Annotated in this window: 22 protein-coding genes; 5 read left to right on the top strand and 17 right to left on the bottom strand. The window is 29.9% G+C overall.

The features are described from left to right. Nucleotides 1-37: 37 nt before the first annotated feature. The 3 genes from BMY86_RS08680 to BMY86_RS08670 are packed head-to-tail and all read right to left on the bottom strand — an operon-like array spanning nt 38 to nt 2,355. Nucleotides 38-949, bottom strand: coding sequence for a hypothetical protein (locus BMY86_RS08680; RefSeq protein ID WP_143065631.1), 912 nt, complete (start codon nt 947-949; stop codon nt 38-40). A gap of 2 nt (nt 950-951) precedes the next feature. Next, nucleotides 952-1,803 carry a glycosyltransferase family 2 protein gene (locus BMY86_RS08675; protein WP_091467751.1) on the bottom strand — a complete coding sequence of 284 codons (852 nt, stop codon included), beginning with the start codon at nt 1,801-1,803 and terminating at the stop codon, nt 952-954. 27 nt (nt 1,804-1,830) lie between these two features. Continuing rightward, nucleotides 1,831-2,355, bottom strand: a complete 525-nt coding sequence (locus tag BMY86_RS08670) for a class I SAM-dependent methyltransferase (RefSeq protein WP_091467748.1) — start codon at nt 2,353-2,355, stop codon at nt 1,831-1,833. 90 nt (nt 2,356-2,445) lie between these two features. Here BMY86_RS08670 and BMY86_RS08665 point away from each other — a divergent pair, with 90 nt between their 5' ends. Next, a complete protein-coding gene (locus BMY86_RS08665) occupies nt 2,446-3,720 on the top strand; it encodes a metal-dependent hydrolase family protein (protein WP_091467746.1) in 1,275 nt (424 codons plus the stop codon). 45 nt (nt 3,721-3,765) lie between these two features. On the opposite strand, the gene BMY86_RS08660 is transcribed toward BMY86_RS08665, so the two are convergent. From BMY86_RS08660 to gcvP, 3 genes are all read right to left on the bottom strand, one after another. Continuing rightward, nucleotides 3,766-4,824 (bottom strand): 3-oxoacyl-ACP synthase III family protein, encoded by a 1,059-nt coding sequence (locus tag BMY86_RS08660; protein WP_091467743.1) that lies wholly within the window; start codon nt 4,822-4,824, stop codon nt 3,766-3,768. 126 nt (nt 4,825-4,950) lie between these two features. Further along, entirely contained in the window at nt 4,951-5,328 is a 378-nt protein-coding gene (locus tag BMY86_RS08655) for a group III truncated hemoglobin (RefSeq protein WP_091467741.1), read from the bottom strand. Between the two features lie 159 nt (nt 5,329-5,487). Then, nucleotides 5,488-8,331, bottom strand: a complete 2,844-nt coding sequence (gene gcvP, locus BMY86_RS08650) for an aminomethyl-transferring glycine dehydrogenase (protein ID WP_091467739.1) — start codon at nt 8,329-8,331, stop codon at nt 5,488-5,490. A 142-nt stretch (nt 8,332-8,473) separates the two neighbouring features. On the opposite strand from gcvP, the gene BMY86_RS08645 reads away from it, so the two are divergent. Then, nucleotides 8,474-9,292 carry a UbiA prenyltransferase family protein gene (locus tag BMY86_RS08645; RefSeq protein ID WP_091467736.1) on the top strand — a complete coding sequence of 273 codons (819 nt, stop codon included), beginning with the start codon at nt 8,474-8,476 and terminating at the stop codon, nt 9,290-9,292. Here BMY86_RS08645 and BMY86_RS08640 read toward each other — a convergent pair. From BMY86_RS08640 to BMY86_RS08615, 7 genes are all read right to left on the bottom strand, one after another. Next, nucleotides 9,275-9,727: an SRPBCC family protein gene (locus BMY86_RS08640; protein WP_091467734.1), complete on the bottom strand. Its 453-nt coding sequence runs from the start codon at nt 9,725-9,727 to the stop codon at nt 9,275-9,277. The genes BMY86_RS08645 and BMY86_RS08640 overlap by 18 nt on opposite strands. 90 nt (nt 9,728-9,817) lie before the next feature. Then, nucleotides 9,818-10,204, bottom strand: coding sequence for a hypothetical protein (locus BMY86_RS08635; RefSeq protein WP_091467731.1), 387 nt, complete (start codon nt 10,202-10,204; stop codon nt 9,818-9,820). A 12-nt stretch (nt 10,205-10,216) separates the two neighbouring features. Continuing rightward, nucleotides 10,217-10,561 carry a hypothetical protein gene (locus BMY86_RS08630; RefSeq protein WP_091467729.1) on the bottom strand — a complete coding sequence of 115 codons (345 nt, stop codon included), beginning with the start codon at nt 10,559-10,561 and terminating at the stop codon, nt 10,217-10,219. Between the two features lie 264 nt (nt 10,562-10,825). After that, a complete protein-coding gene (locus tag BMY86_RS12980) occupies nt 10,826-11,179 on the bottom strand; it encodes a hypothetical protein (RefSeq protein WP_143065630.1) in 354 nt (117 codons plus the stop codon). 140 nt (nt 11,180-11,319) lie between these two features. Next, the gene (locus BMY86_RS08625) at nt 11,320-11,823 is read right to left on the bottom strand and encodes a GbsR/MarR family transcriptional regulator (RefSeq protein ID WP_091467726.1); all 504 of its coding nucleotides are present in this window, start codon (nt 11,821-11,823) and stop codon (nt 11,320-11,322) included. A gap of 170 nt (nt 11,824-11,993) precedes the next feature. Next, on the bottom strand, nt 11,994-12,875 hold the full coding sequence (locus tag BMY86_RS08620; RefSeq protein WP_177177154.1) for a hypothetical protein: 882 nt from the start codon (nt 12,873-12,875) through the stop codon (nt 11,994-11,996). 33 nt (nt 12,876-12,908) lie between these two features. Beyond that, a complete protein-coding gene (locus tag BMY86_RS08615) occupies nt 12,909-13,985 on the bottom strand; it encodes a hypothetical protein (protein ID WP_091467723.1) in 1,077 nt (358 codons plus the stop codon). Between the two features lie 259 nt (nt 13,986-14,244). Between BMY86_RS08615 and BMY86_RS08610 the strand changes: the two genes are divergently transcribed. After that, nucleotides 14,245-14,646, top strand: coding sequence for a hypothetical protein (locus BMY86_RS08610; protein ID WP_177177153.1), 402 nt, complete (start codon nt 14,245-14,247; stop codon nt 14,644-14,646). 45 nt (nt 14,647-14,691) lie between these two features. Here the strand turns inward: BMY86_RS08610 and BMY86_RS08605 are convergent, their stop codons facing one another. The 4 genes from BMY86_RS08605 to BMY86_RS08590 all read right to left on the bottom strand — a co-directional run bounded on the left by BMY86_RS08605 (nt 14,692) and on the right by BMY86_RS08590 (nt 19,394). Continuing rightward, nucleotides 14,692-16,716, bottom strand: coding sequence for a M3 family metallopeptidase (locus BMY86_RS08605; protein WP_091467718.1), 2,025 nt, complete (start codon nt 16,714-16,716; stop codon nt 14,692-14,694). A 276-nt stretch (nt 16,717-16,992) separates the two neighbouring features. Then, nucleotides 16,993-17,478 (bottom strand): 5-(carboxyamino)imidazole ribonucleotide mutase, encoded by a 486-nt coding sequence (gene purE, locus BMY86_RS08600; RefSeq protein ID WP_091467717.1) that lies wholly within the window; start codon nt 17,476-17,478, stop codon nt 16,993-16,995. An 86-nt stretch (nt 17,479-17,564) separates the two neighbouring features. Further along, nucleotides 17,565-18,722, bottom strand: a complete 1,158-nt coding sequence (locus BMY86_RS08595) for a 5-(carboxyamino)imidazole ribonucleotide synthase (RefSeq protein ID WP_091467715.1) — start codon at nt 18,720-18,722, stop codon at nt 17,565-17,567. A gap of 114 nt (nt 18,723-18,836) precedes the next feature. Next, nucleotides 18,837-19,394, bottom strand: coding sequence for a hypothetical protein (locus BMY86_RS08590; RefSeq protein ID WP_245745631.1), 558 nt, complete (start codon nt 19,392-19,394; stop codon nt 18,837-18,839). A gap of 74 nt (nt 19,395-19,468) precedes the next feature. On the opposite strand from BMY86_RS08590, the gene BMY86_RS08585 reads away from it, so the two are divergent. Together BMY86_RS08585 and BMY86_RS08580 are read left to right on the top strand one after the other, a co-directional pair. Continuing rightward, nucleotides 19,469-20,041 (top strand): adenylate kinase, encoded by a 573-nt coding sequence (locus BMY86_RS08585; protein ID WP_091467711.1) that lies wholly within the window; start codon nt 19,469-19,471, stop codon nt 20,039-20,041. A gap of 83 nt (nt 20,042-20,124) precedes the next feature. After that, nucleotides 20,125-21,348 carry a hemolysin family protein gene (locus BMY86_RS08580; protein ID WP_245745629.1) on the top strand — a complete coding sequence of 408 codons (1,224 nt, stop codon included), beginning with the start codon at nt 20,125-20,127 and terminating at the stop codon, nt 21,346-21,348. Nucleotides 21,349-21,485 lie beyond the last annotated feature (137 nt).

Below are 21,485 nucleotides of genomic sequence, written 5' to 3'. Positions count from 1 at the left end.
TAATTGTAGTAGTGTCTATTTGAAAAATATCTAAAAATTAATTTTTCAATTCAATTCCAACTTTGTAAGTATTGCTTCTGTTAATTAAGTAGTTGTATTTTTGCCATAATGCTTCATCGCCTTGGTGTAAATATCTGAAGTATGGAATTATTTTATTGTTTTTAGATATACCAATTAATTCTATTCCAGGTGGAGAAATAAAACCAAGATTTTCATAATCGGTATTGCTTAGATTTTTTATAGATACAAAAATTCCATTTGATGGAAATTCAAATTCTTCATCTACGGAAAGTTCTAAAAGGGCATAGTCGTTTTTAACTTGACAAGCTATTATGAAATCTTCTTGAAAAATTTTGTTAAGTGGAACATTATAAATAGAATCGACAGTATAAAAATTAACCTTTATCGGACTATATTTTGCGCCTCTTAATTTACTCGATTTCTTGTTTTGTATATTGTCTATTACTTTGTAATCACAGGTGTGAATGTATAGTTTTTGAATTATTTTCCCTTTATAATTTTCAATTGGAAAGAATATAGATAATTCAGTGTTACTGTTTATCGAGCTACTATTTCCAAAGTTTTTAGGTAATAAATTTGAAGTGCTAGCTTTTGGGTAATATAAAATATTCTCTTCCTTTTTTGAAGAATTTTTAATCAGAATTTCTTGTATTTCTTTAATTGCTTCTTCAAGAAATAGTGTGTCTTTAGAAATCCAATTTTCAAAACGCTCAGTTTTAAAATTTAAATGTCTAATTGTGATAGTTTTATTATAATCTGAAGTATGAATTTGAACATTTCCTAAACTATCTGTAATATACTTTGGAGTTTGATTAATTAATAAAATTGCATCAGAAATTGGAATTTTTGATCGAGAACTAATGGTTAGTTTTTTAGTTTGTGCATTTCCTAAAATTGAAATGAAAAATAAAGTAAGCAGAATTCTCATTTTTATTTTTTTATTTTCTCTTTCATTTTTTTCCAACGATATTTTCTAATCCATTTGGCTTGTTCTGCAGTTACAAATAATGGCTTTCCTGATGATTTGGCTTTCCAAAATCCCATGATGTAATCGATGAATAAAAGCGGTTTGCCTTTTCGGCTGGCTAATTTTAATGATGCAATAAAAGTGATGAAAAATCCGTAGCCTAAACTGTAAAACGCTTCACCTTGTTTGTATCGTGCGGCTTTGTTATAGCTCGCACCAGTCGGTTTTAAGTGTTTTACGTGTAAACTTTCATCGGTTACCACTTTCCAATTGTAGAATTTACATAATAATTCATCAACGGTATCCCAACCCATTGCTGGTTTTAATCCGCCAATTTGTTTAAATGTTTCTTTTCTATAGGCTTTTAAAGCGCCACGAATATGATCTTTATCGGTTAAGTTTTCCAACACCCAATCGCCATTTTTCTCTATATAACAAAAGCCACCAGCCATTCCGATTTTAGAATCCGATTGGAAATGTTTAATAATCGTTTCGAAATAATTCTTTGGAAAAATTAAATCGGCATCAATTTTCACGATAAGATCGTAATTTTCGTCAATGTGTTTTTCGCCTTCATGAAATGCTTGAATAACTTTACTTCCAGGTAAATGAATGGCATCCGATTTTTTATGAACTAATGAAATAAAAGGAAACTTTTCTGTGTAAGAAGTTACAATTTCAGCGGTTCTATCCGTAGAGTTATCATTCACCACAATAACCTTCGAAGGTAAAACAGTTTGTTCTACCAAAGATTGTAATGTTAAAGCCATAAAAGCTTCTTCATTATAAGCGGGAATGATAATGTAGTATTTCATATTCAGAAAACTAATAACTGTGACTGATTACTTAATTCTTTCAGCGTAAACCAAATAATATCTTGGAGTAATCCATCTTAATAACGGACGTAATCCTAATTTTTTTACAGGATGCGTGAATTTTACACTATCAACAATTTTAAAACCGGTTTTTTCTAATAACCAATCCAATTGCCAATCTTCAAATTCATGATAATGACGATCCCATTTGTCGGTTTTACTTCTATATGCAGATGAAAACCATAATCGCAAAGGAATAGAAATTAAAACTTTATCCGCTTTTACGTTTTCTAAAACGGTATACGGATTTAATAAATGTTCGAAAATTTCAAAACCTGTAAATACATCATAATTTTCAGTACGTAAGGCTTCTTGGTTAGTATCTAAATCTTCCCCTTTAGTATTGATTACTTTATATCCGTTATCTTCCATTATTTTAGAAAATGGATTAGGAACTCCTAAATCAAAGATAGTTTCTGAAGTTGAAATATGTTTTTTTAGAAAGTCTAAAGTGATGTTAAAGCGCTTACTAGGATATGTTTTTTCGTACATTTCTTAATTAAAATTAATTTCTGCAAATATAATTAAATAGTTGTATTTTTGATTTAACTAACCACAACAATCTCTTCTAAATTATTTACTATGAAATATTTTAAACTCCTATTGTTTGTTACTTTTATTTCTTTTTCACAAAATAAGACAGTTATTAAGTGTGGAAAATTAGCTGATGTAAAATCGGGTAAAATGTTAGAAAATCAAACTATAATTATCTCAGAAAATAAAATTGAAAAGATTGTTTCGGGTAATTATGAAACGAAGTCGTCTGATGTAATTTATGATTTATCTAATTATACAGTTATGCCTGGTTTAATTGATATGCATGTGCATGTTGAACATCAAACAAGTGCTAAGCAGTATTTAGAAGAATTTACTTTAAATGATGCCGATGTAGCTTTTAGATCAGTTGGATATGTGAAAACAACTTTAAGAAGTGGTTTTACATCTGTTAGAGATTTAGGAGGAACTGGAGTAAATATTTCTCTTCGAAATGCGATTGATGCGGGTTTAATTGAAGGTCCGCGTATTTTTACGGCAGGCAAATCTATTGCGACTACTGGTGGTCATGCCGATCCGACTAATGGGTATAGAAAAGATTTAATGGGAAATCCTGGTCCAGAAGATGGTGTAGCTAATGGAGTAGACGAATGTGTAAAAGCAGTTAGACAAAGATATAAAGACGGTTCAGATTGTATAAAAATTACTGCTTCTGGTGGTGTGTTAAGTGTGGCGAAAAGTGGCGAAAACTCGCAATTTACAATTGAAGAAATACAAGCAATTGTACAAACAGCAAAAGATTACGGGTTTAAAGTTGCGGCGCATTGTCATGGTGAAGAAGCTATGAAAAGAGCAGTTTTAGGTGGTGTACATTCAATTGAGCACGGAACTTACATGAGTGATGAAGTGATGAAATTAATGAAAGAAAGAGGAACTTATTTAGTGCCTACAATTGCAGCTGGAAAAGCAGTTGGAGCTTTTGCGAAAAAGCCTAATTATTATCCTGATGTTGTAGTTCCAAAAGCATTAGCAATTGGTCCGAAAATTCAAAGTACATTTGCTAGAGCATATAAAAGTGGTGTAAAAATCGCTTTTGGTACCGATGCGGGCGTATATGAACACGGAGAAAATTGGAAAGAATTTATTTATATGAATGAAGTTGGAATGCCTTTTATGGAAATATTAAAAACAGCGACAGTAAATGCAGCTGATTTATTAGGACAATCGGATAAATTAGGAGCGTTAGAGTCGGGTAAATTTGCTGATATTATTGCAGTTGATGGTAATCCAGAAAAAGATATTACGGTTATGGGAAAAGTTGTTTTTGTAATGAAAGACGGGAAAGTATATAAAACTAATTAATATTTAAAATAAAAATGAAATAAAAAAAGAGGGAATTTCCCTCTTTTACATTTTATATACGATTGCATTGATATTCATTCCCGATCCAACTGATGCGAAAAGTACTACATCGCCTTTATTCAATTCCTGATTATCAATTTTTCCTTTTATCATTAAGTCATAAAGAGTTGGAACAGTGGCAACACTTGAGTTTCCTAATTTATGAATACTCATAGGCATAATGCCTTCCGGTGGTGATTGTTTGTAAAGTCTATAAAAACGTTGAATAATGGCTTCATCCATTTTTTCATTGGCTTGATGAATGAGGATTTTTTTAACCTGAGAAATATCAATTCCACTTTTGTCCAAACATTCAGCCATCGCTTTTGGAACATTGCTTAAAGCAAATTCGTAGATTTTTCTGCCTTGCATTTTTATATAACGCACATCAGGATCGTGAGTGTCGTTAAATGAATTTCCAAAATATAAATAATAGGCTTCGTCGAACGAAAAAGTAGCTGTTTCATGAGCTAAAATTCCTCCTTCTTCATCCGTAGCTTCAAGAATAGTTGCGCCAGCACCATCAGAATAAATCATCGAATCGCGATCGTGTCTATCAACTACTCTCGACAAGGTTTCCGCTCCAATCACTAAACATTTTTTTGCCATACCCGCTTTTATAAACGCTTGTGCTTGTATAACACCTTCCACCCAACCTGGACATCCAAACAAAATATCGTAAGCAACACATTTTGGGTTTTTAATTTTCAAATCGTGTTTTACTCTAGTGGCTAAACTTGGTAAAATATCGGTTTGTATGGTGCCGTTTTTAACGTTTCCAAAATTATGTGCAAATATGATATAATCTAGAGTTTCAGGGTCAAGATTAGCATCTTCAATGGCTAATTTTGCAGCAATTGTTGCGATATCAGAAGTCAGTAAATTATCGGTGACATATCTTCTTTCTTCAATTCCGGTAATTTCTAAAAATTTTTGAGCGATGATTTCATTGGTATGTGGGAAATCTGTGCCGTCATCATTTAAAAATATATGTTTGGCAAAATCTAAATTGGTTACAACTTCAGTTGGAATATAAGATCCTGAGCCTGTTATTTTGATATTCATTTTCTGATTTTTTAATGAAGATAAACAATTAAACAAGTTGGATTAATATTATCATTCAATATTTATGAATTATTATGAAATGTGTAATAATACGAACTGAAAAATAGGATATTCAGAAATTTGAGTTTAAAATGAATTGAATTTCATTCGCATTATAGTAGCCATATTTAAACTCATGGTTTTCATTTGATCGGCCTTGTTGCCAACATAACTTTCATCAATAGAAGTATAAAAATGATCCAACCAAATTTCAAAATGTTCCTGAGTAAAAGGGTGTTTGTCGTGAACATCTTTATGAATTTGAAACATATTATTAGAATAGCCGCCTTTTAAAAATAGAGCTTGTTCCCAAAATGTGGCTAAAATATCAAAGTGTTTTTCTAAATGCTGGTCAACATCTGTTGCTTTAGTAAAAAAGAAATTAATAGATTGATCTTTAAGTAATCGATCATAAAAATTTCTGATAATTAAAAGTATATCTTCTCGTGTTTCGATGTCTTTCATTTTATTGTTTTTTATGCTATTCAAAGGTACAATAATCCTTTTTGAAAGAATTGATATTTATCATAGTTCAAAAAAAATCCCAAATTCACAAAATTGGAATTTGGGATTTTATATATTATTTACTTTTTAAAAAATTAAATCGTAAATCGTAACTTGTTTTTACATGTACGCTTCAATTGGAGCACAAGAACAAACTAAGTTTCTATCTCCATACGCTTCATCTACACGACGAACAGATGGCCAGAATTTGTTTTCAGCAATATACTCTAATGGATAAGCAGCTGCTTCACGAGTATAAGGGAAAACCCATTCGTTTGCAGTTACCATCGCTAATGTATGCGGTGCATTTTTCAAAATGTTTTGTGCATCATCTTTACTTGAAGCTGCAATTTCTTTACGAATTGAAATCATTGCGTCACAGAAACGATCTAATTCCGCTAAATCTTCAGATTCAGTTGGTTCAACCATTAAGGTTCCTGCTACTGGGAAGGAAACGGTTGGAGCATGGAAACCATAATCCATTAAACGTTTTGCAATATCCGTAACTTTGATTCCGTTTTCTTCAAATGCACGACAATCTAGGATCATTTCGTGAGCCGCACGTCCCATTTCTCCAGAATATAAAATTGGATAATGAGCTTCTAAACGCGCTTTCATATAGTTTGCATTTAAGATTGCATGTTTCGTTGCATTAGTTAATCCTTCAGCACCTAACATACAAATGTATCCGTAAGAAATTAAACAAACTAAAGCAGATCCGTAAGGCGCAGAAGAAATTGCTGTAATTGCTTTTTCTCCACCTACCGGAATTACAGGGTTTGTTGGTAAGAATGGAACTAATTTATCATTCACACAAATTGGTCCAACACCTGGTCCACCACCACCATGAGGAATAGCAAACGTTTTGTGTAAGTTTAAGTGACAAACATCAGCACCAATTGTAGCTGGATTTGTTAATCCAACTTGTGCATTCATGTTCGCACCATCCATATAAACTAAACCACCATTGTTATGGATAATTTGAGTAATTTCAATGATTGAAGATTCGTAAACACCATGAGTTGAAGGATATGTTACCATTAAACATGATAATCTATCTTTAAATTCAATTGCTCTTGCTCTTAAATCTTCAACGTCAATATTTCCTTCAGGAGTTGTTTTAGTAACAATAATGTCCATTCCCGCCATAGCAGCAGAAGCCGGATTCGTTCCGTGAGCCGATGAAGGAATTAAACATACTGTTCTGTGTTCGTCACCACGAGATAAGTGATATGCGCGAATTGCCATTAAACCAGCGTATTCACCTTGAGCACCTGAGTTTGGTTGTAACGTTGTACCTTGGAAACCAGTAACCACATTTAATTGTTGTTCTAATTTCTTAAGCATTGTGATGTATCCCTCAGCTTGCTCTACAGGAGCAAAAGGGTGGATGCTGTTCCAGTTAGCCATAGATAATGGTAACATTTCGGCAGCAGCATTTAATTTCATAGTACAAGAACCTAAAGAAATCATCGAATGATTTAACGATAAATCTTTACGTTCTAATTTTTTGATGTAACGCATCAATTGACTTTCAGAATGATGATTGTTGAAAACATCATGTTGTAAGAAAGTAGAAGTTCTTTCTAATCCTTCAGCAATTCTACCAGAAGGTAATAAGATTTTTACAGGAGTAAATTCTTTTCCAACCGCTTCAGCAAAAATTCCGATAATTTGGTTGATATCTGTAATTGAAGTAGTTTCGTTGAAAGAAATCGAAATTGTTTCAGCATCTACATAATAGAAATTCACTTCATTTCTTTCAGCAATAGCTCTAACTTTAGCTGCATCTGCTTTTACTAAAATCGTATCGAAGAAAGAAGTATTTGTTTGATAAATTCCTAATTTATTTAATTCTTCAGCAGTTGTATTGGCTGATGCATGTACTTTGTCTGCAATATATTGTAAGCCTTTTGGTCCGTGATAAACAGCATACATTCCAGCCATAACAGCTAATAAAACTTGAGCGGTACAAATGTTAGAAGTTGCTTTTTCACGTTTAATGTGTTGCTCACGAGTTCCTAATGCCATACGTAAAGCGCGGTTTCCGTTTGCATCAATAGAAACTCCGATAATTCTACCTGGCATTGAACGTTTGTATTCTTCTTTTGTTGCGAAGTAACCAGCGTGTGGTCCACCGTAACCCATAGGAATACCAAAACGCTGTGTAGTTCCTACAACTACAGAAGCACCCATTTCACCTGGTGATTTTAATTTCACTAAGGATAAAATATCAGCTGCTACTCCAACTTTAATTTCGTTTTCTGTAGCTTTTGCAATGAATGCAGTATAATCAGTTGCTTGTCCGTATTTACCTGGATATTGTAACATTGCTCCAAAAAATTCAGTAGAGAAGTCAAATGTTTCATGATTTCCAACAACTAATTCAATTTTTAATGGAGTAGCACGTGTTTGTAAAACCGAAAGTGTTTGAGGTAAAATTTCTTCTGAAACGAAAAATTTATTTACGTTATTTTTCTTTTGGTCACGCGTTCTAACATCATAAAGTAAAGCCATTGCTTCAGCAGCAGCTGTTCCTTCATCTAATAAAGAAGCGTTAGCGATTTCCATTCCTGTTAATTCAATAACTGTAGTTTGGAAATTTAAAATAGCTTCTAAACGCCCTTGAGCAATTTCAGCTTGGTAAGGCGTATAAGCAGTGTACCAACCTGGGTTTTCAAAAATATTTCTTTGAATTACTGCAGGAACAATTGCAGGATGATATCCTAATCCGATGTATGATTTGAAAACTTTATTCTTTTTACCTAATTCTTGGATATGAGTTAAGTATTCGTATTCCGTCATAGGTTGATCTAAATCCAATTCTTTCTTTAAACGAATTCCATCAGGAAAAGTTTCATAAAGTAATTGATCTACTGAATCAACTCCAATAGTTTTTAACATATGGTTTAGGTCTTTTTCACCAGTTCCAATGTGTCTTAAAGCAAATGCATCTGTTCTCATTTATCTAAAAAATAGGTTGTGTTTTAAATTTGGATACAAAAGTAATTATTAATCTGCTAAAAATAATCGATTTTCAACCGAAATTTTGTGATTTTTATCAACTAATTAGCCTTGTTGTTAACAGATTGACTAATTTTGTTGTATGGAATTTATTAAGAGAATTATCGATTTTTACATTAATAGTAGTTTGCATGTAGCATTTTCGGTATATGCATTTGTTGCTATGACTATGTATTTCTTTTCTATTCCTAATGATATTGATGTTAAAGCCTTTGCTTTTTTTGGAACAATTGTAGGTTATAATTTTGTGAAATATGATGCTTTAGCGCGATTAAAAAAAATTCACATTAAAAAAAATTTACAGCTCATTATTGGTTTGAGTTTGTTTAGCGCTTTGGCGTGTTTTTATTATTTCTTAAAATTACAATCGATTACTCAGTATATAGGATTTTCCGTTTTTATTTTATTGTTGCTTTATACTTTACCTTTTTTTCCTAATAAAAAAAATGCTAGAAATTGGAAAGGTATCAAAATTTATATTGTGAGTTTGTGTTGGGTAGGAGTAACTGTAGTATTACCTTTTATTAATGCGAAAATTCCTTTTACAACCGATATGATAATTTTGTGTTGTCAGCGTTTCATTCTTGTTTTTGTATTGGTTTTAATTTTTGAAATTGTGGATGTAAATACTGATGATCCGCATTTGCAAACCGTTCCTCAACAAATTGGAGTAGAAAAAACAAAATTATTAGGTTGCTTGCTTTTAATGCTTTTCTTAGGAATCGATTTTTTATATACGGTTAATCATAATTATTTACATCTTGCACTTCGCTTTATACTTGCTGGAATAATAGCTGTTTTTTTAAGCTTTGCTGATGAAAACAGATCAAGATATTATGCCAGTTTTTGGGTGGAAGCCATTCCGATTTTTTGGTGGTTGTTGTTAGCTTTTCTCAACTAATTTTTTCAAAAAAGCATTTCGTTGTAAGATAAATTTTTGGAGATAATTTTTCAATAAAATTGCATCGAATATTTTTCCAAAAATGCCAAATGGTGTTTCGTATTCTACTATATCGGTGACTTCTACATGATTTTCTTTTTGTTCAAAAAAATGTTGATGTTTAAAGCTTTTAAAATGTCCTTTTAATTGTTCGTCTATAAAATAAGTTGGGAAAATCATTTCAGAAATAATACTTTGGTGTGTGATATAAACTCCAAAATGTTTCCCTTTCCAAGTTACCGTTTCGTTTTTATTGATTAAACCCGAAGTTGTTCCAGCAATAGCTTTTTCATTTGTTTGAGTTGCCGATTGTTGGTGAATATCAATGTCTCTATTGACGTTAAAGACTTTTTCAATAGGTGCGTTATAGATAGTGATGGTTTTTATGGTTGTCATTTGTTTTTAAATTTTACTCCCTTTGTCATTCTGAAAGAATCTCAAGAAAAAATAATTTAGACTCTTTCAGAGTGACAAACGATAGAGTGATTATCCGTTAATAACAATTCGTTGTTCCACTTGTGCTTGGCTCGCTTTTCTTTTTCCTCTAAAGAAGAAATATAAATTAATGAATAACATGATACCTAAATAGATAGCAAATCCACCAATTTTATAACTTAAAGCTTCAATTAAACTTTGATAATCATCTTTGTATAATGTCATTTCTAAAATCATCAAGGCAAAACCTAAATTTAATAAGTAAAAACCTGTTTCAAATAACTTATTAGTTGCGAAAGCAATTTCTTCTCGACCTTTAAAAATGTCTAACATAAATATTTTGCTGTTTCTGAATAAAGTTTTGCTAACATAATAAGTTAAAAATAAAGCAATTGGTAAATAAATTGCATATCCGATTAAAATTTTTGTAGTTTCCATAATGTTGAATGTTTAAATTAATTTTTTAATGTATTTAGTTAATAATATGATATTGATATAATGCATAAATCCGATGGTAAGTATGATGATTGCCGATTTGGTTGCAATGATTTCTATAAGTTGGTTGAAGGTTAAAATTTGTTCCCATGAAATGATAGTCATGGCGCAATAACCAAGATTCAATAAATAATATCCAATGAGAAGCATTTTGTTAATTTGATGACACAATTCTAAATGATCGGGTATTAATTGAGACACAAATATGTTTCCGTTATTGTAGCATAATTTTCCAACTTTTAGAATAATTAGACTTGTGATGCTGAGATATAATATATATCCGATGATGTTGAGGTTCATATTGTTTCTTTTTGGTTGTAAATAATATACGTTAAGAAAAAAATAAGCATAATTGGAATGATAAATAATGCGTCCATTGATTTTCTGTCCCAAAGAATAAAAAAGAGAATAACAAAAGAAAAATATATGTAAATGAGCTTGTTTTTTGGAAATGTAAATATGAAAAATAATGCGGCCATAACTTGTAAGAATCCTGTAATTGCTAAACCGTATGGGCCTAATATTAAAAATATTAGTGCTAAAATGTTTATTCCTTTTATAATTTTAAATGAAAGTATCATGATTAATAATGTTATATTTAGAATTAGAAAAACTGCAGTAATGAATGTATAAATTGTAAATCGCGACAAGTACACAAGCATAGAAGAAGTCATCCATAATGAATTTGAAAAAAGCGATTACAAGTAACCAATAGATTAAATATAAAGCCACAACTTTATAATTTGTAATTACAGAATATATTGTAATGCCTAATGAAATGGCTAATTGATAAATTCCAAGTATCACTAAAAACCCAATGGTAATATCTTCAAAATCTTTTATTAAAAACTTGCCTAACGTTAATACTATTGCTGCTAGGGTTAATATTATATTAAAAAAGTATGTCAACTGTCTCATGTTTTTTATTTTTTAAACTTTCAGAAAAAATTGAAAGATTTGATTAAATTTTTTTTATTTATTAATTCGTGCTTTTATATAGTATTTTAAAGGTCTTATTGAATAGTTTTTAAGAAATCTAATTTTAAAGGATTTAAAAACTATTTCAAAAATTTGACAAGTAATTGTGCTAGCCAATTGTCTTTGTATTCTGTGATTTTGTCTAAAACGTTGTCGGCTTGTAAAACGAAATCGTATAATTTAGTAGTTTGTTCAACAAAGTGTTTTTCTTCCGCAGAAGCATTCGCATCAATTGATGAAACTTCTTTCAAGACTTTTAAAGCGGGTTTAATTTCTCTTTTGCTTCTCTCTTTAGAGATTTTTACAGCTAGTTCATCTAAATCTTTTTCGGCTGTAAAAAATTCTCTTCTTTCACCAGCTTTGTATTCTTTATATACAATTCCCCAATCCATTAATGCTCTTAAATTCATACTTGCATTACCACGAGAAATTTGTAATTCTTCCATAATGTCTTCCATAGAAACTGCTTCGTTAGAAACCATTAACAAAGCATGAATTTGCGCCATAGTTTTGTTAATTCCCCATTGAGAACCTAATGCTCCCCATGTTTGTACGAATTTATTTTTAGCTTCTTTGTATTGCATTTTGTAGTTTATCTTATTTGATGAAACAAAGATATATAAAAGTTTTTAAACTTTCAAAAAAAAATGAAAGTTTATTTTAAAAAAGAATCCGAAGAGTTGATTCTTCGGATTTTATAAGTGAAATTTTATATCTTAAATAAGTCCTGCACGCTTCAACAACGTATCTGGTGTTATGTAAGTAATTTTACGTTATAACTCAATTTAAATGAGTCACAATTTCTGCAAAAAAAGGGTTTGTCTTTTTCTAGTTTGCCTCCACATTCACAATTGGAAATAGTTTCATTGTCTTTTAATAATTCAAGACTTCCACAACTTTGACATTGAATAGAGACAAAATCACGCCCCGAAAAATGCATTTCATCTTTTGAATTACAATTTCGACAAGTTAAAGTCCCAAAACCAGATAAATTATGAGAGTAAAGAAAAAAGTTTTTTTCATTTGGATTGAAATAACGAACTTTTTTGTTCTCTTTTACAACAGGTAACCATAATAACTCTTCTTCTATTTGTTTTCTATAAAGAGTTTGAATTTCAATTGGTGATTTTATAATATATTCTTCTGCAAGTTCTTTCTTTTCACCTGTTAAATTTTTTAAATATTCAATTCTCTCTTTTGGATTTACATTTATTGTTTCGTCATTTTCGTTTTTATAACTCCATTTCTCAGGTAAATCTGTCCAAATGATATTTTTAATTTTCTTTTCGTTTGACCAGTTTCTAATTTCTTCTTTATACTTGAAATCTTCAGAGTGAAATTCATCGGTTTCAGCTTTGTAAAAACCAATATCTTTTTTATTACATCCTTCTCTTTTTCTTAAATTTTCAATAGTCTCTTCAAAAGTTAATTTCATATTAGCAAATGTGTAGAAAGTTTTATTGAAAGTACCATTTTCAGTAATAACTAATGTCAATCTACCATTTTTTGAAATCCTTGCAAATTCTATTGGTAAATTAGGTCCATCATAAATCCAACCTAATTGTTTATTGTAATCTAAATCTTTAGGGTCCCAAATTAAAGAACCCCAGCCTAATATTGCGGTTAGTTTTGACATTGTTAATTGTTCTAGATTATTAATTATTTGTATTTATTTAGCTAATGGTAAACAATCATTGTTGTTGTCATTATCGTTCATAACTATCTTTAAATGTTCTATATTGTAAGGAAATTCCAAATATTCAAATTTTTCTGTTTTATGAGAACAATAAATTGAAACGGAACAATTAATACATTTTAAAATATTAACATTTTTGTTAAATGGGATTTTTTTTTCATTATTTAATTTTAATATTTCATTATATGTTTTTTCGAGTAATTGCTTGTTGTTTCCCTTTTTAATTATTTTGTGTTTAAAACCTAATAAAATAAACTCATCTTTATTAATGGTGAAACTCCAATCTATTAATACACCATATTTAATATCTAATTCATTTATATATTCTATATATGATTGGAGTTGAATTAAATTATTCGTGTAAAATTTTATATCGTTTTTTTTAGATTTAGAATTATACAAATGAAATTTTTCCTCAACAACAAAAAAATTATTATTTGGATCTAAGAAAATATAATCAGGCTTAGCAATATAATTTAAGTTATCATTACTATAGAATTTAGTATTAGTATCACTTCCTGAATAAATTAATCTGCAATTACTAATTTTTTTAATAATATTTTTGTTGTCAAAGAAGTAATTGTTGTGCAAATTTCTTATATCACCAAATTTCTTTTTTTTATAAATAAGTTTTAATTCATTATGTAATTTTGAACCATTTGATTTTTTACTTTGATTAATTGAATGTTCTATATTAAATGAATTTGAAATGCTATAATTTGCAGGACAATAAATATAATTTGCTAAATCAGTTGCGCTAATTTTTTTGTTTTTATTTTCTTTTTTAATTATTTCATTATTTTTTTTTAAATTGAATTCTAACTTGAGAAATTCAACAATTTTATCATTTTTATATACCTTTTGAAAATAACTAGAATAAGTTTTTTGCCCTTTTCTATTTCTTCTTTCTCTTGTTGTATATTCATAGTCAATATAGCCAAGTATATTTTCATATTCTTGAAGAATAATTTTAATTTTATTCTCATCAGTAAAACCTATACTTTTTAATAAATTTATAGATTTGTCTAATTCGTCTTCGTTATAATTCATTTGGAGAATTTTTACTTAAATTGTAATAACTAATAAAAATATAATGTGTTTTTTAATGTTTTATATATCTGAAATATTATCAAAAATAGCTTCTGTTTGCATTGTAATATTTTTCTCAAAAATAGATAAAAACAAGATGCTAATTATTTGAACTAACTACTTTTATTAACAAATGAATTAGTATAAATCGTTTCTTTTTAAAATGAATATGTTGTTTAAATTTATTAATTTAGTTTTTTAATAAATATTGAATTTGAAAGTGAGTGTAAATAGGTTTAATCAAATAGAAGGATTAATTTCAAAAATTATTAATGCAGATTTTTTTGGTATTGATAGTTTGTTCATCACAAATGATGAATGTAAAAAATATTTTCCCAAAGGTATAGAAGGATGTTTAGTTTCAGCAATAAATAAATTAAATAGTAAATCTAATACAGATTTAGATTCTTTTTTATTAGGGTGTGAATCTTGTAAAAAAGATGGATTTATTTTATTTAATAAAACTTCAAGAGATTATATTTATTTAATTTTAGAATTTAAAAAAGATAATTTAATTGATATTCGAGATTATTGTGATGCTTGTTATACTCATGAAGTAAATTACAACAAACGATATTATTTAAATTATGATAGATTTTTAGAAGATTCAGTTCCGTTTTAAAATAATTAACTCCGACAGAATTTAGAACTCTGTCGGAGTTAATTGTTAAATCAATCCAGCTCTCTTCAACAATGCATCTGGTTTGGGTTCTTGACCTCTAAATTTTTTGTATAATTCCATTGGATGTTCGGTTCCACCCTTAGATAAAATATTATCTTTAAATTTGGTTGCGATTTCTCTGTTGAAAATACCATTTTCTTGAAAGTATGCAAACGCATCGGCATCTAAAACTTCCGCCCATTTATAACTGTAATATCCAGAAGAATAACCGCCTTGGAAAATATGTGAAAACGAAACGCTCATACAATTCTCGGCTACATCAGGATATAATGAAGTGTCGCCCATAGCTTGTTTTTCAAATGCTTTTACATTTTCAATAGCTTGGTTTTTTCCATGATATTCCATATCTAACAATCCGAAACTTAATTGACGTAACGTTGCCATTCCTTCTAAGAAACTTGCCGATTCTTTAATTTTTTCGACATATTCTTGTGGAATAATTTCACCCGTTTCATAATGTTTCGCAAATAAAGCCAACGCTTCCGGTTCGTAACACCAGTTTTCCATCACTTGTGAAGGTAATTCTACAAAATCCCAAAATACAGAGGTTCCCGAAAGGCTAGGGTAGGTTGTATTCGCTAACATACCGTGTAAACCATGACCGAACTCGTGGAATAAGGTAGTAACTTCATTAAAAGTTAGTAACGATGGTTTGGTTGAGGTTGGTGGTGTGAAATTACACACATTTGAAACATGTGGTCTTTCGTTAGTTCCTCCTTTAATATATTGTGGTTTGAATGAAGTCATCCAAGCGCCATTTCGTTTGCCTTTTCTTGGAAAGAAATCAGCATAAAAAATAGCCACTAAATTTTTGTTTTCATCTAAAACTTCAAATGTTTGTACATCTGGATGATATTTATCAATATCGAAAACTTCATGGAAAGTAATTCCGAAAAGTTTTTCAGCAACTGTAAACGCACCATTCAAAACGTTTTCTAATTTGAAATACGGTTTCAAAACTTCATCATCTAAATTGAATAATTTTTGCTTCAATTTTTCAGAATAATACGCGCCATCCCATTTTTCTAATTTTTCAATTCCGTCAAGTTCTTTAGCGAAATTAGATAATTGTTCAAATTCTCTTTTTGCAGCAGGTTTTGCTTTTTCTAATATGTCATTTAAAAAAGATAAGACTTTAGTCGGACTTTGCGCCATTCGTTCTTCTAAAACAAAATGAGCATGAGTTTCGTAACCTAATAAATTAGCGCGTTCATGTCGTAAAGCAACTATTTTCTTAACGATTTCTTCGTTGTTAAAATCGTTGTTTTGAAAACTTTTTTTCCCATAAGCAATTGCTAATTCTTTTCGTAATTCTCTATTGTCGATATAGGTTACAAATGGAACATAACTTGGAAAATCCAACGTAAATATCCAACCTTCTACATTTTTAGATTTCGCTAAATCGGCTGCGGCTTCTTTCGCGCCTTCAGGTAATCCTTTTAAATCAGATTCATTAGTTATGTGTAATTGGTAATTGTTAGTTTCTGCCAACACATTTTCACCAAAAGTCAAAGATAATTTAGCTAATTCGGTATCGATTTCACGTAAACGTGTTTTCTTATCTTCAGAAAGCAATGCACCATTTCGAGCAAAACCTTTGTATTTTTTATCTAATAAAGTAGCTTGTTCAGTTGATAGTTTTAAATTCGTTCTGTCATCATAAACAGCCTTAACTCTTTTGAATAAATCTTCATTTAAAGCAATATCGTTTCCAAATTCAGTAATCAACGGTGTAACTTCTTGAGCAATTTTTTGCATTTCATCTGAAGTTTCCGCCGAATTCAAATTAAAAAATATACTAGATAAACGATCTAATTCTTGTCCAGAATAATCTAACGCTTCGATGGTATTTTCAAATGTAGGTGTTTCTGTAGAATTAATGATTGCATCAATTTCATCTCTCGCTTTTTCAATATTTTGTTGAAAAGCATTTAAATACTCTTCAATTTTTATTTTTGAGAAAGGAGCAGTATTGTGTTTTGTTTCAAAAACTTGTGTTAAAATTGACATTTTTTTTAAATTTTTTATTTTTTAGTAAATTTTTTGAAAATTCTTTAGATTTTGAAAACCCTTATTTTATTAGTGTTTTGGTGATTTCTTTGAATTATTTTGAATTAATTTCGAAATATATCGACGAAATGCTTGTTTTTACCGATTAAATGCGTATATTTGTAAAAGAAAATAGCGAAATAATCGCCCTTTTTCCCCAAAACAGAATTTTTTTTATAGTTGTCACTTAATTGTGAATAGATTTTTGGCCCCGATTTTTTATCGGGGTTTTTGTTTTTATTTATTCAAGTTTTCAGAAGCTTTTAATACAGCTTCACGTAAACCATCTTTGTAGAATACAATTTTATCTAAAACACATTTGTCTGAACTTCCAATTATTTGTGCGGCTAAAATTCCAGCATTTTTAGCTCCATTTAAGGCTACAGTTGCAACTGGTACACCACCTGGCATTTGTAAAATAGACAATACAGAATCCCAACCGTCAATTGAATTACTCGATTTTACAGGTACTCCTATTACTGGAAGCGGACTCATAGATGCTACCATTCCGGGTAAATGAGCAGCTCCACCTGCTCCTGCAATAATCACAGAAATTCCTCGAGTGTGTGCATTTTTACTAAAATCGAATAATTTTTCAGGCGTTCTGTGAGCAGAAACAATATCTACTTCAACTTCAATGTCAAAACCTTTTAAAATATCGATGGCTTCTTGCATTACTGGCATATCCGAAATGCTTCCCATGATGATGGCTACTTTACTCATTTTTTATTGTTTGTTGTTTATAGTTCGTTGTTCAAAATTTGTTATTCATAGTTCGTTATTGAGAAAACTAAAAAACGGAACACTTATTACTTTACACTAATCACTCTAATACTATTCTTAACTTCTTCAGCAACTTTTCTGGCTTCCGTCATATCTTCATTTACGATTGTAACATGACCCATTTTTCTGAAAGGACGTGTTTCTTTTTTACCGTAAATATGTGGTGTAACACCATCAATTGCCATGATTTTTTCAATATTTTCGTAAACTACTGGTCCAGAAAAACCTTCTTCACCTACTAAATTTACCATTATTCCTGCGACTTTACTATCGGTATTTCCTAAAGGTAAATTCAATACTGAACGTAAATGATTTTCAAACTGTGAAGTATAACTTGCTTCAATAGTATGGTGTCCAGAATTGTGTGGTCTTGGTGCGACTTCGTTTACTAAAATTTCTTCGTTTTCAGTTTGAAACATTTCTACCGCTAATAAACCAACATGATTAAATGCTTTTGAAACTTGTAAAGCAGTATCAATAGCTAATTGTGCTACTTTTTCCTCAATTCTTGCCGGACAAATTACATATTCTACTTGATTGGCTTCTGGGTGAAATTCCATTTCTACAACAGGATACGTTTTAACTTCACCTTTTGCATTTCGAGCAACAATTACAGAAAGTTCATTTTTGAAAGGAACCATTTCTTCAGCAATACATTCCACTTCTGGTAAATGCATCAAATCTATTGTAGATCGACAAATTTTTACGCCGTTTCCATCATAACCAAATTGTGCGCTTTTCCAAACAAATGGAAATTCTAATTCGTCTTTTTCTAACGATTTTTTCAAATCATTTAAATCAACAAAACGTTGGTGTTTTGATGTAGGAATATTGTTTTCTACATAAAAATCTTTTTGTCTTCCTTTGTTTTGAATTAAACGTAACGTTTTTGGAGAAGGATAAATAACATGACCTTCTTCTTCTAATTTGTCTAAAGCATCTAAATTAACGTTTTCAATCTCGATAGTTAATATATGACACATTTTACCAAATTGGTAAACCGTTTCATAATCCATTAAACTTCCTTGATAAAACTTATTAGCGCCAAATTGAGCAGGTGCTTCTGCACTTGAATCTAAAACTAGCGTTTGAATATCAAATTTTCGGGTTTCAGTAATTAGCATTTTTCCTAATTGTCCGCCACCTAAAATACCTAGTCTAAATTCTGATGAAAAATAATTCATTTCGTCGTTGTTATTGTTTTTATTTGTCTCATGCAGTCACTTTGCTCGAGTCATTTGTAGTTATTATTGTGTTTGGGCAAAGATACTAAAATGTAATTGTTTAGCAATTGGCATTTATTTGAGTTTTTTTAAAATTTCTTTTGCAGCTGCTTTATAAGCGGCAGAATGATTGAAGAAATCTTGAGAAAGTATTGTTTTTAGTTCTTCATTAATCCATTTGTGATTTTTACTGAAATTATATAAAGTACGCATGGAATAAGCTTTTGTAGCTACTTTTTCATCTTGAATGAGCCAATCTAAACAGGTTTCAATAATTTTAGTTTCCTGATTTTCTGTAAGTTTTATGGTTTTGGATTTCGATAGAAATAAACAAATTTTTGAAATAGGTCTTTTTGCAGAATCGTTTTTGTAATAAGGAAGTTTTGAAATGAATTCATCTAAAAAAGGCAGAATCATTTCAAGTTTTAATTCGAAAATTAATTCTAAACTCCAACATGCTTTAAAATGAATTTTGTCGTTAACATTTAATCCAATTTGCATTAAATAGTTTAATTTATCTGGATTTTGAATGATGTAATCTCTAATAAATTCTCTATTTAAACGATGCGCAGTGCTGTCTTCTAAAAGTTTATAAAAAGCGTTATCCATATTGTAAAAATAAGGTTTTTTCAAAAAAATAAAATTTTATCTTTCTATATATGTATTAGTTTGTAAATTTGTCGCTTATTTTTAATAATAACAACACAATGATTAATATTGTTTTATTCGGTAAACCTGGAGCTGGTAAAGGAACTCAGGCTGAATTTTTAAAAGGAAAATACAATTTAACACATCTGTCAACAGGAGATATTTTTAGATTTAATATCAAGAATGATACAGAATTAGGAAAATTAGCTAAAACGTTCATTGATAATGGAGATTTAGTACCAGATTCAGTAACTATTCAAATGTTAGAAGCGGAAGTAGAAAAAAATGCAGATTCTAAAGGATTTTTATTTGATGGATTTCCAAGAACGATTGCTCAAGCGGAAGCTTTAGATGCTTTTTTAAATTCAAAAAATCAAAAAGTTACTGCAACTATCGCTTTAGAGGCTGATGATGAAATATTAGTTCAAAGATTATTAGAAAGAGGAAAAACTTCAGGAAGAGCTGATGATCAAGACGAAGAAAAAATTAGAAACAGATATCAAGAGTATAATGAAAAAACTGCGCCTTTAATTGAATATTATAAAGGGCAAGGTAATTTTTATGCTGTAAACGGGATTGGTTTAATAAGTGAAATTACTGAACGATTAAGTTTAATTATTGATAAATTATAATTATATTGCATTTAAATTCAACTATATAAAAATTGGAAATAGTCATAATATTCTTGTTGATACTGCTCAATGGGATTTTCTCCATGTCAGAGATTGCACTCATATCAGCAAGAAAAAATAGGTTAGAAACCGCTGCCAAAAAAGGTAATACGAGTGCAAAAACGGCTTTAGATTTAGCAAATTCGCCAAATAAATTTTTATCAACAGTACAAATTGGTATTACGTTGATTGGAATTTTAACGGGTATTTATTCTGGAGATAAAGTAACTACCGATGTTGAAACGTTTTTTAACGGATTTCAACTTACACAACCTTATGCTCATTCTATTGCAGTAGGAGTAGTGGTTGTAATATTAACATTCTTCTCATTAGTATTAGGTGAATTATTACCTAAAAGAATCGGATTAAATTATCCTGAAACAATTGCTAAAGCAGTTGCTGTTCCTATGAAAATGATTTCAATAGCTACAGCTCCATTTATTTGGTTGTTAACTACTTCAACTGACTTTATTCTTAAAGTATTGAATATTAAACCAACTGCTGATGGAAAAGTTACGGAAGAAGAAATTAAAGCAATTATTAAAGAAGGAACTGAAGTAGGTGAAGTTCAAGAAATTGAACAAGATATCGTGGAACGTGTGTTTCATATTGGCGACCGAAAAGTAAATTCTTTAATGACGCATAGAAAAAGTATTGTGTATTTATCTACAGATGATACTTTCGAAGAAATTAAAGATAAAGTTCTGGGCGAATTACATTCCGTTTATCCAGTTTGTAATGAAAATTTAGACGATGTATTAGGTGTTGTTTTGTTGAAAGATTTATTCGCTAATTTAGAAAAGGGCGATTTTAAATTGGAAGAAATTAAACAAGAACCAGTTTATTTTATTGAACATACTTCTGCGTATAAAGCATTAGAAAATTTCAAAAAATCTAAAGTTCATTATGCTTTAGTAACAGATGAGCATGGTATGTTTCAAGGAATCATTACATTAAATGATATCTTAGAAGCTTTAGTAGGTGATGCTGCAGATTTTTATGATGAAGAATTTCAATTGATTGCGCGTGAAGATGGAACTTGGTTGGTTGATGGGCATTATTCGTTACACGATTTCTTAACGTATTTCGATTTAGATGATTTATTAAATGACTACGAAGTAACAACAGTAAGTGGTTTAATTATTACCGAATTGGGTGCCATACCAAAACAAGGTGATACATTAATTTGGAATAAATTAGAATTTGAAGTTATTGATATGGATGGAGTTAAAATCGATAAGATTTTACTTAAAACCCTAACAGAATAATTGTATTATTATACTATAATTAAGAACAGCTTTCAATTACGAAAGCTGTTCTTTTTTTTGATAGCTTAAAAATTGTATCTTTGCCGACTGAAAAATAATTAAATAACAATTAGTTTGATAATTAGATAGTTGATTTT

Origin of the sequence: Flavobacterium urocaniciphilum, assembly GCF_900110615.1 — a bacterium.
Classification (GTDB): domain Bacteria; phylum Bacteroidota; class Bacteroidia; order Flavobacteriales; family Flavobacteriaceae; genus Flavobacterium; species Flavobacterium urocaniciphilum.
Note: the sequence above shows the minus strand (reverse complement) of the source record. Positions and strands in the feature narration are given on the sequence as shown.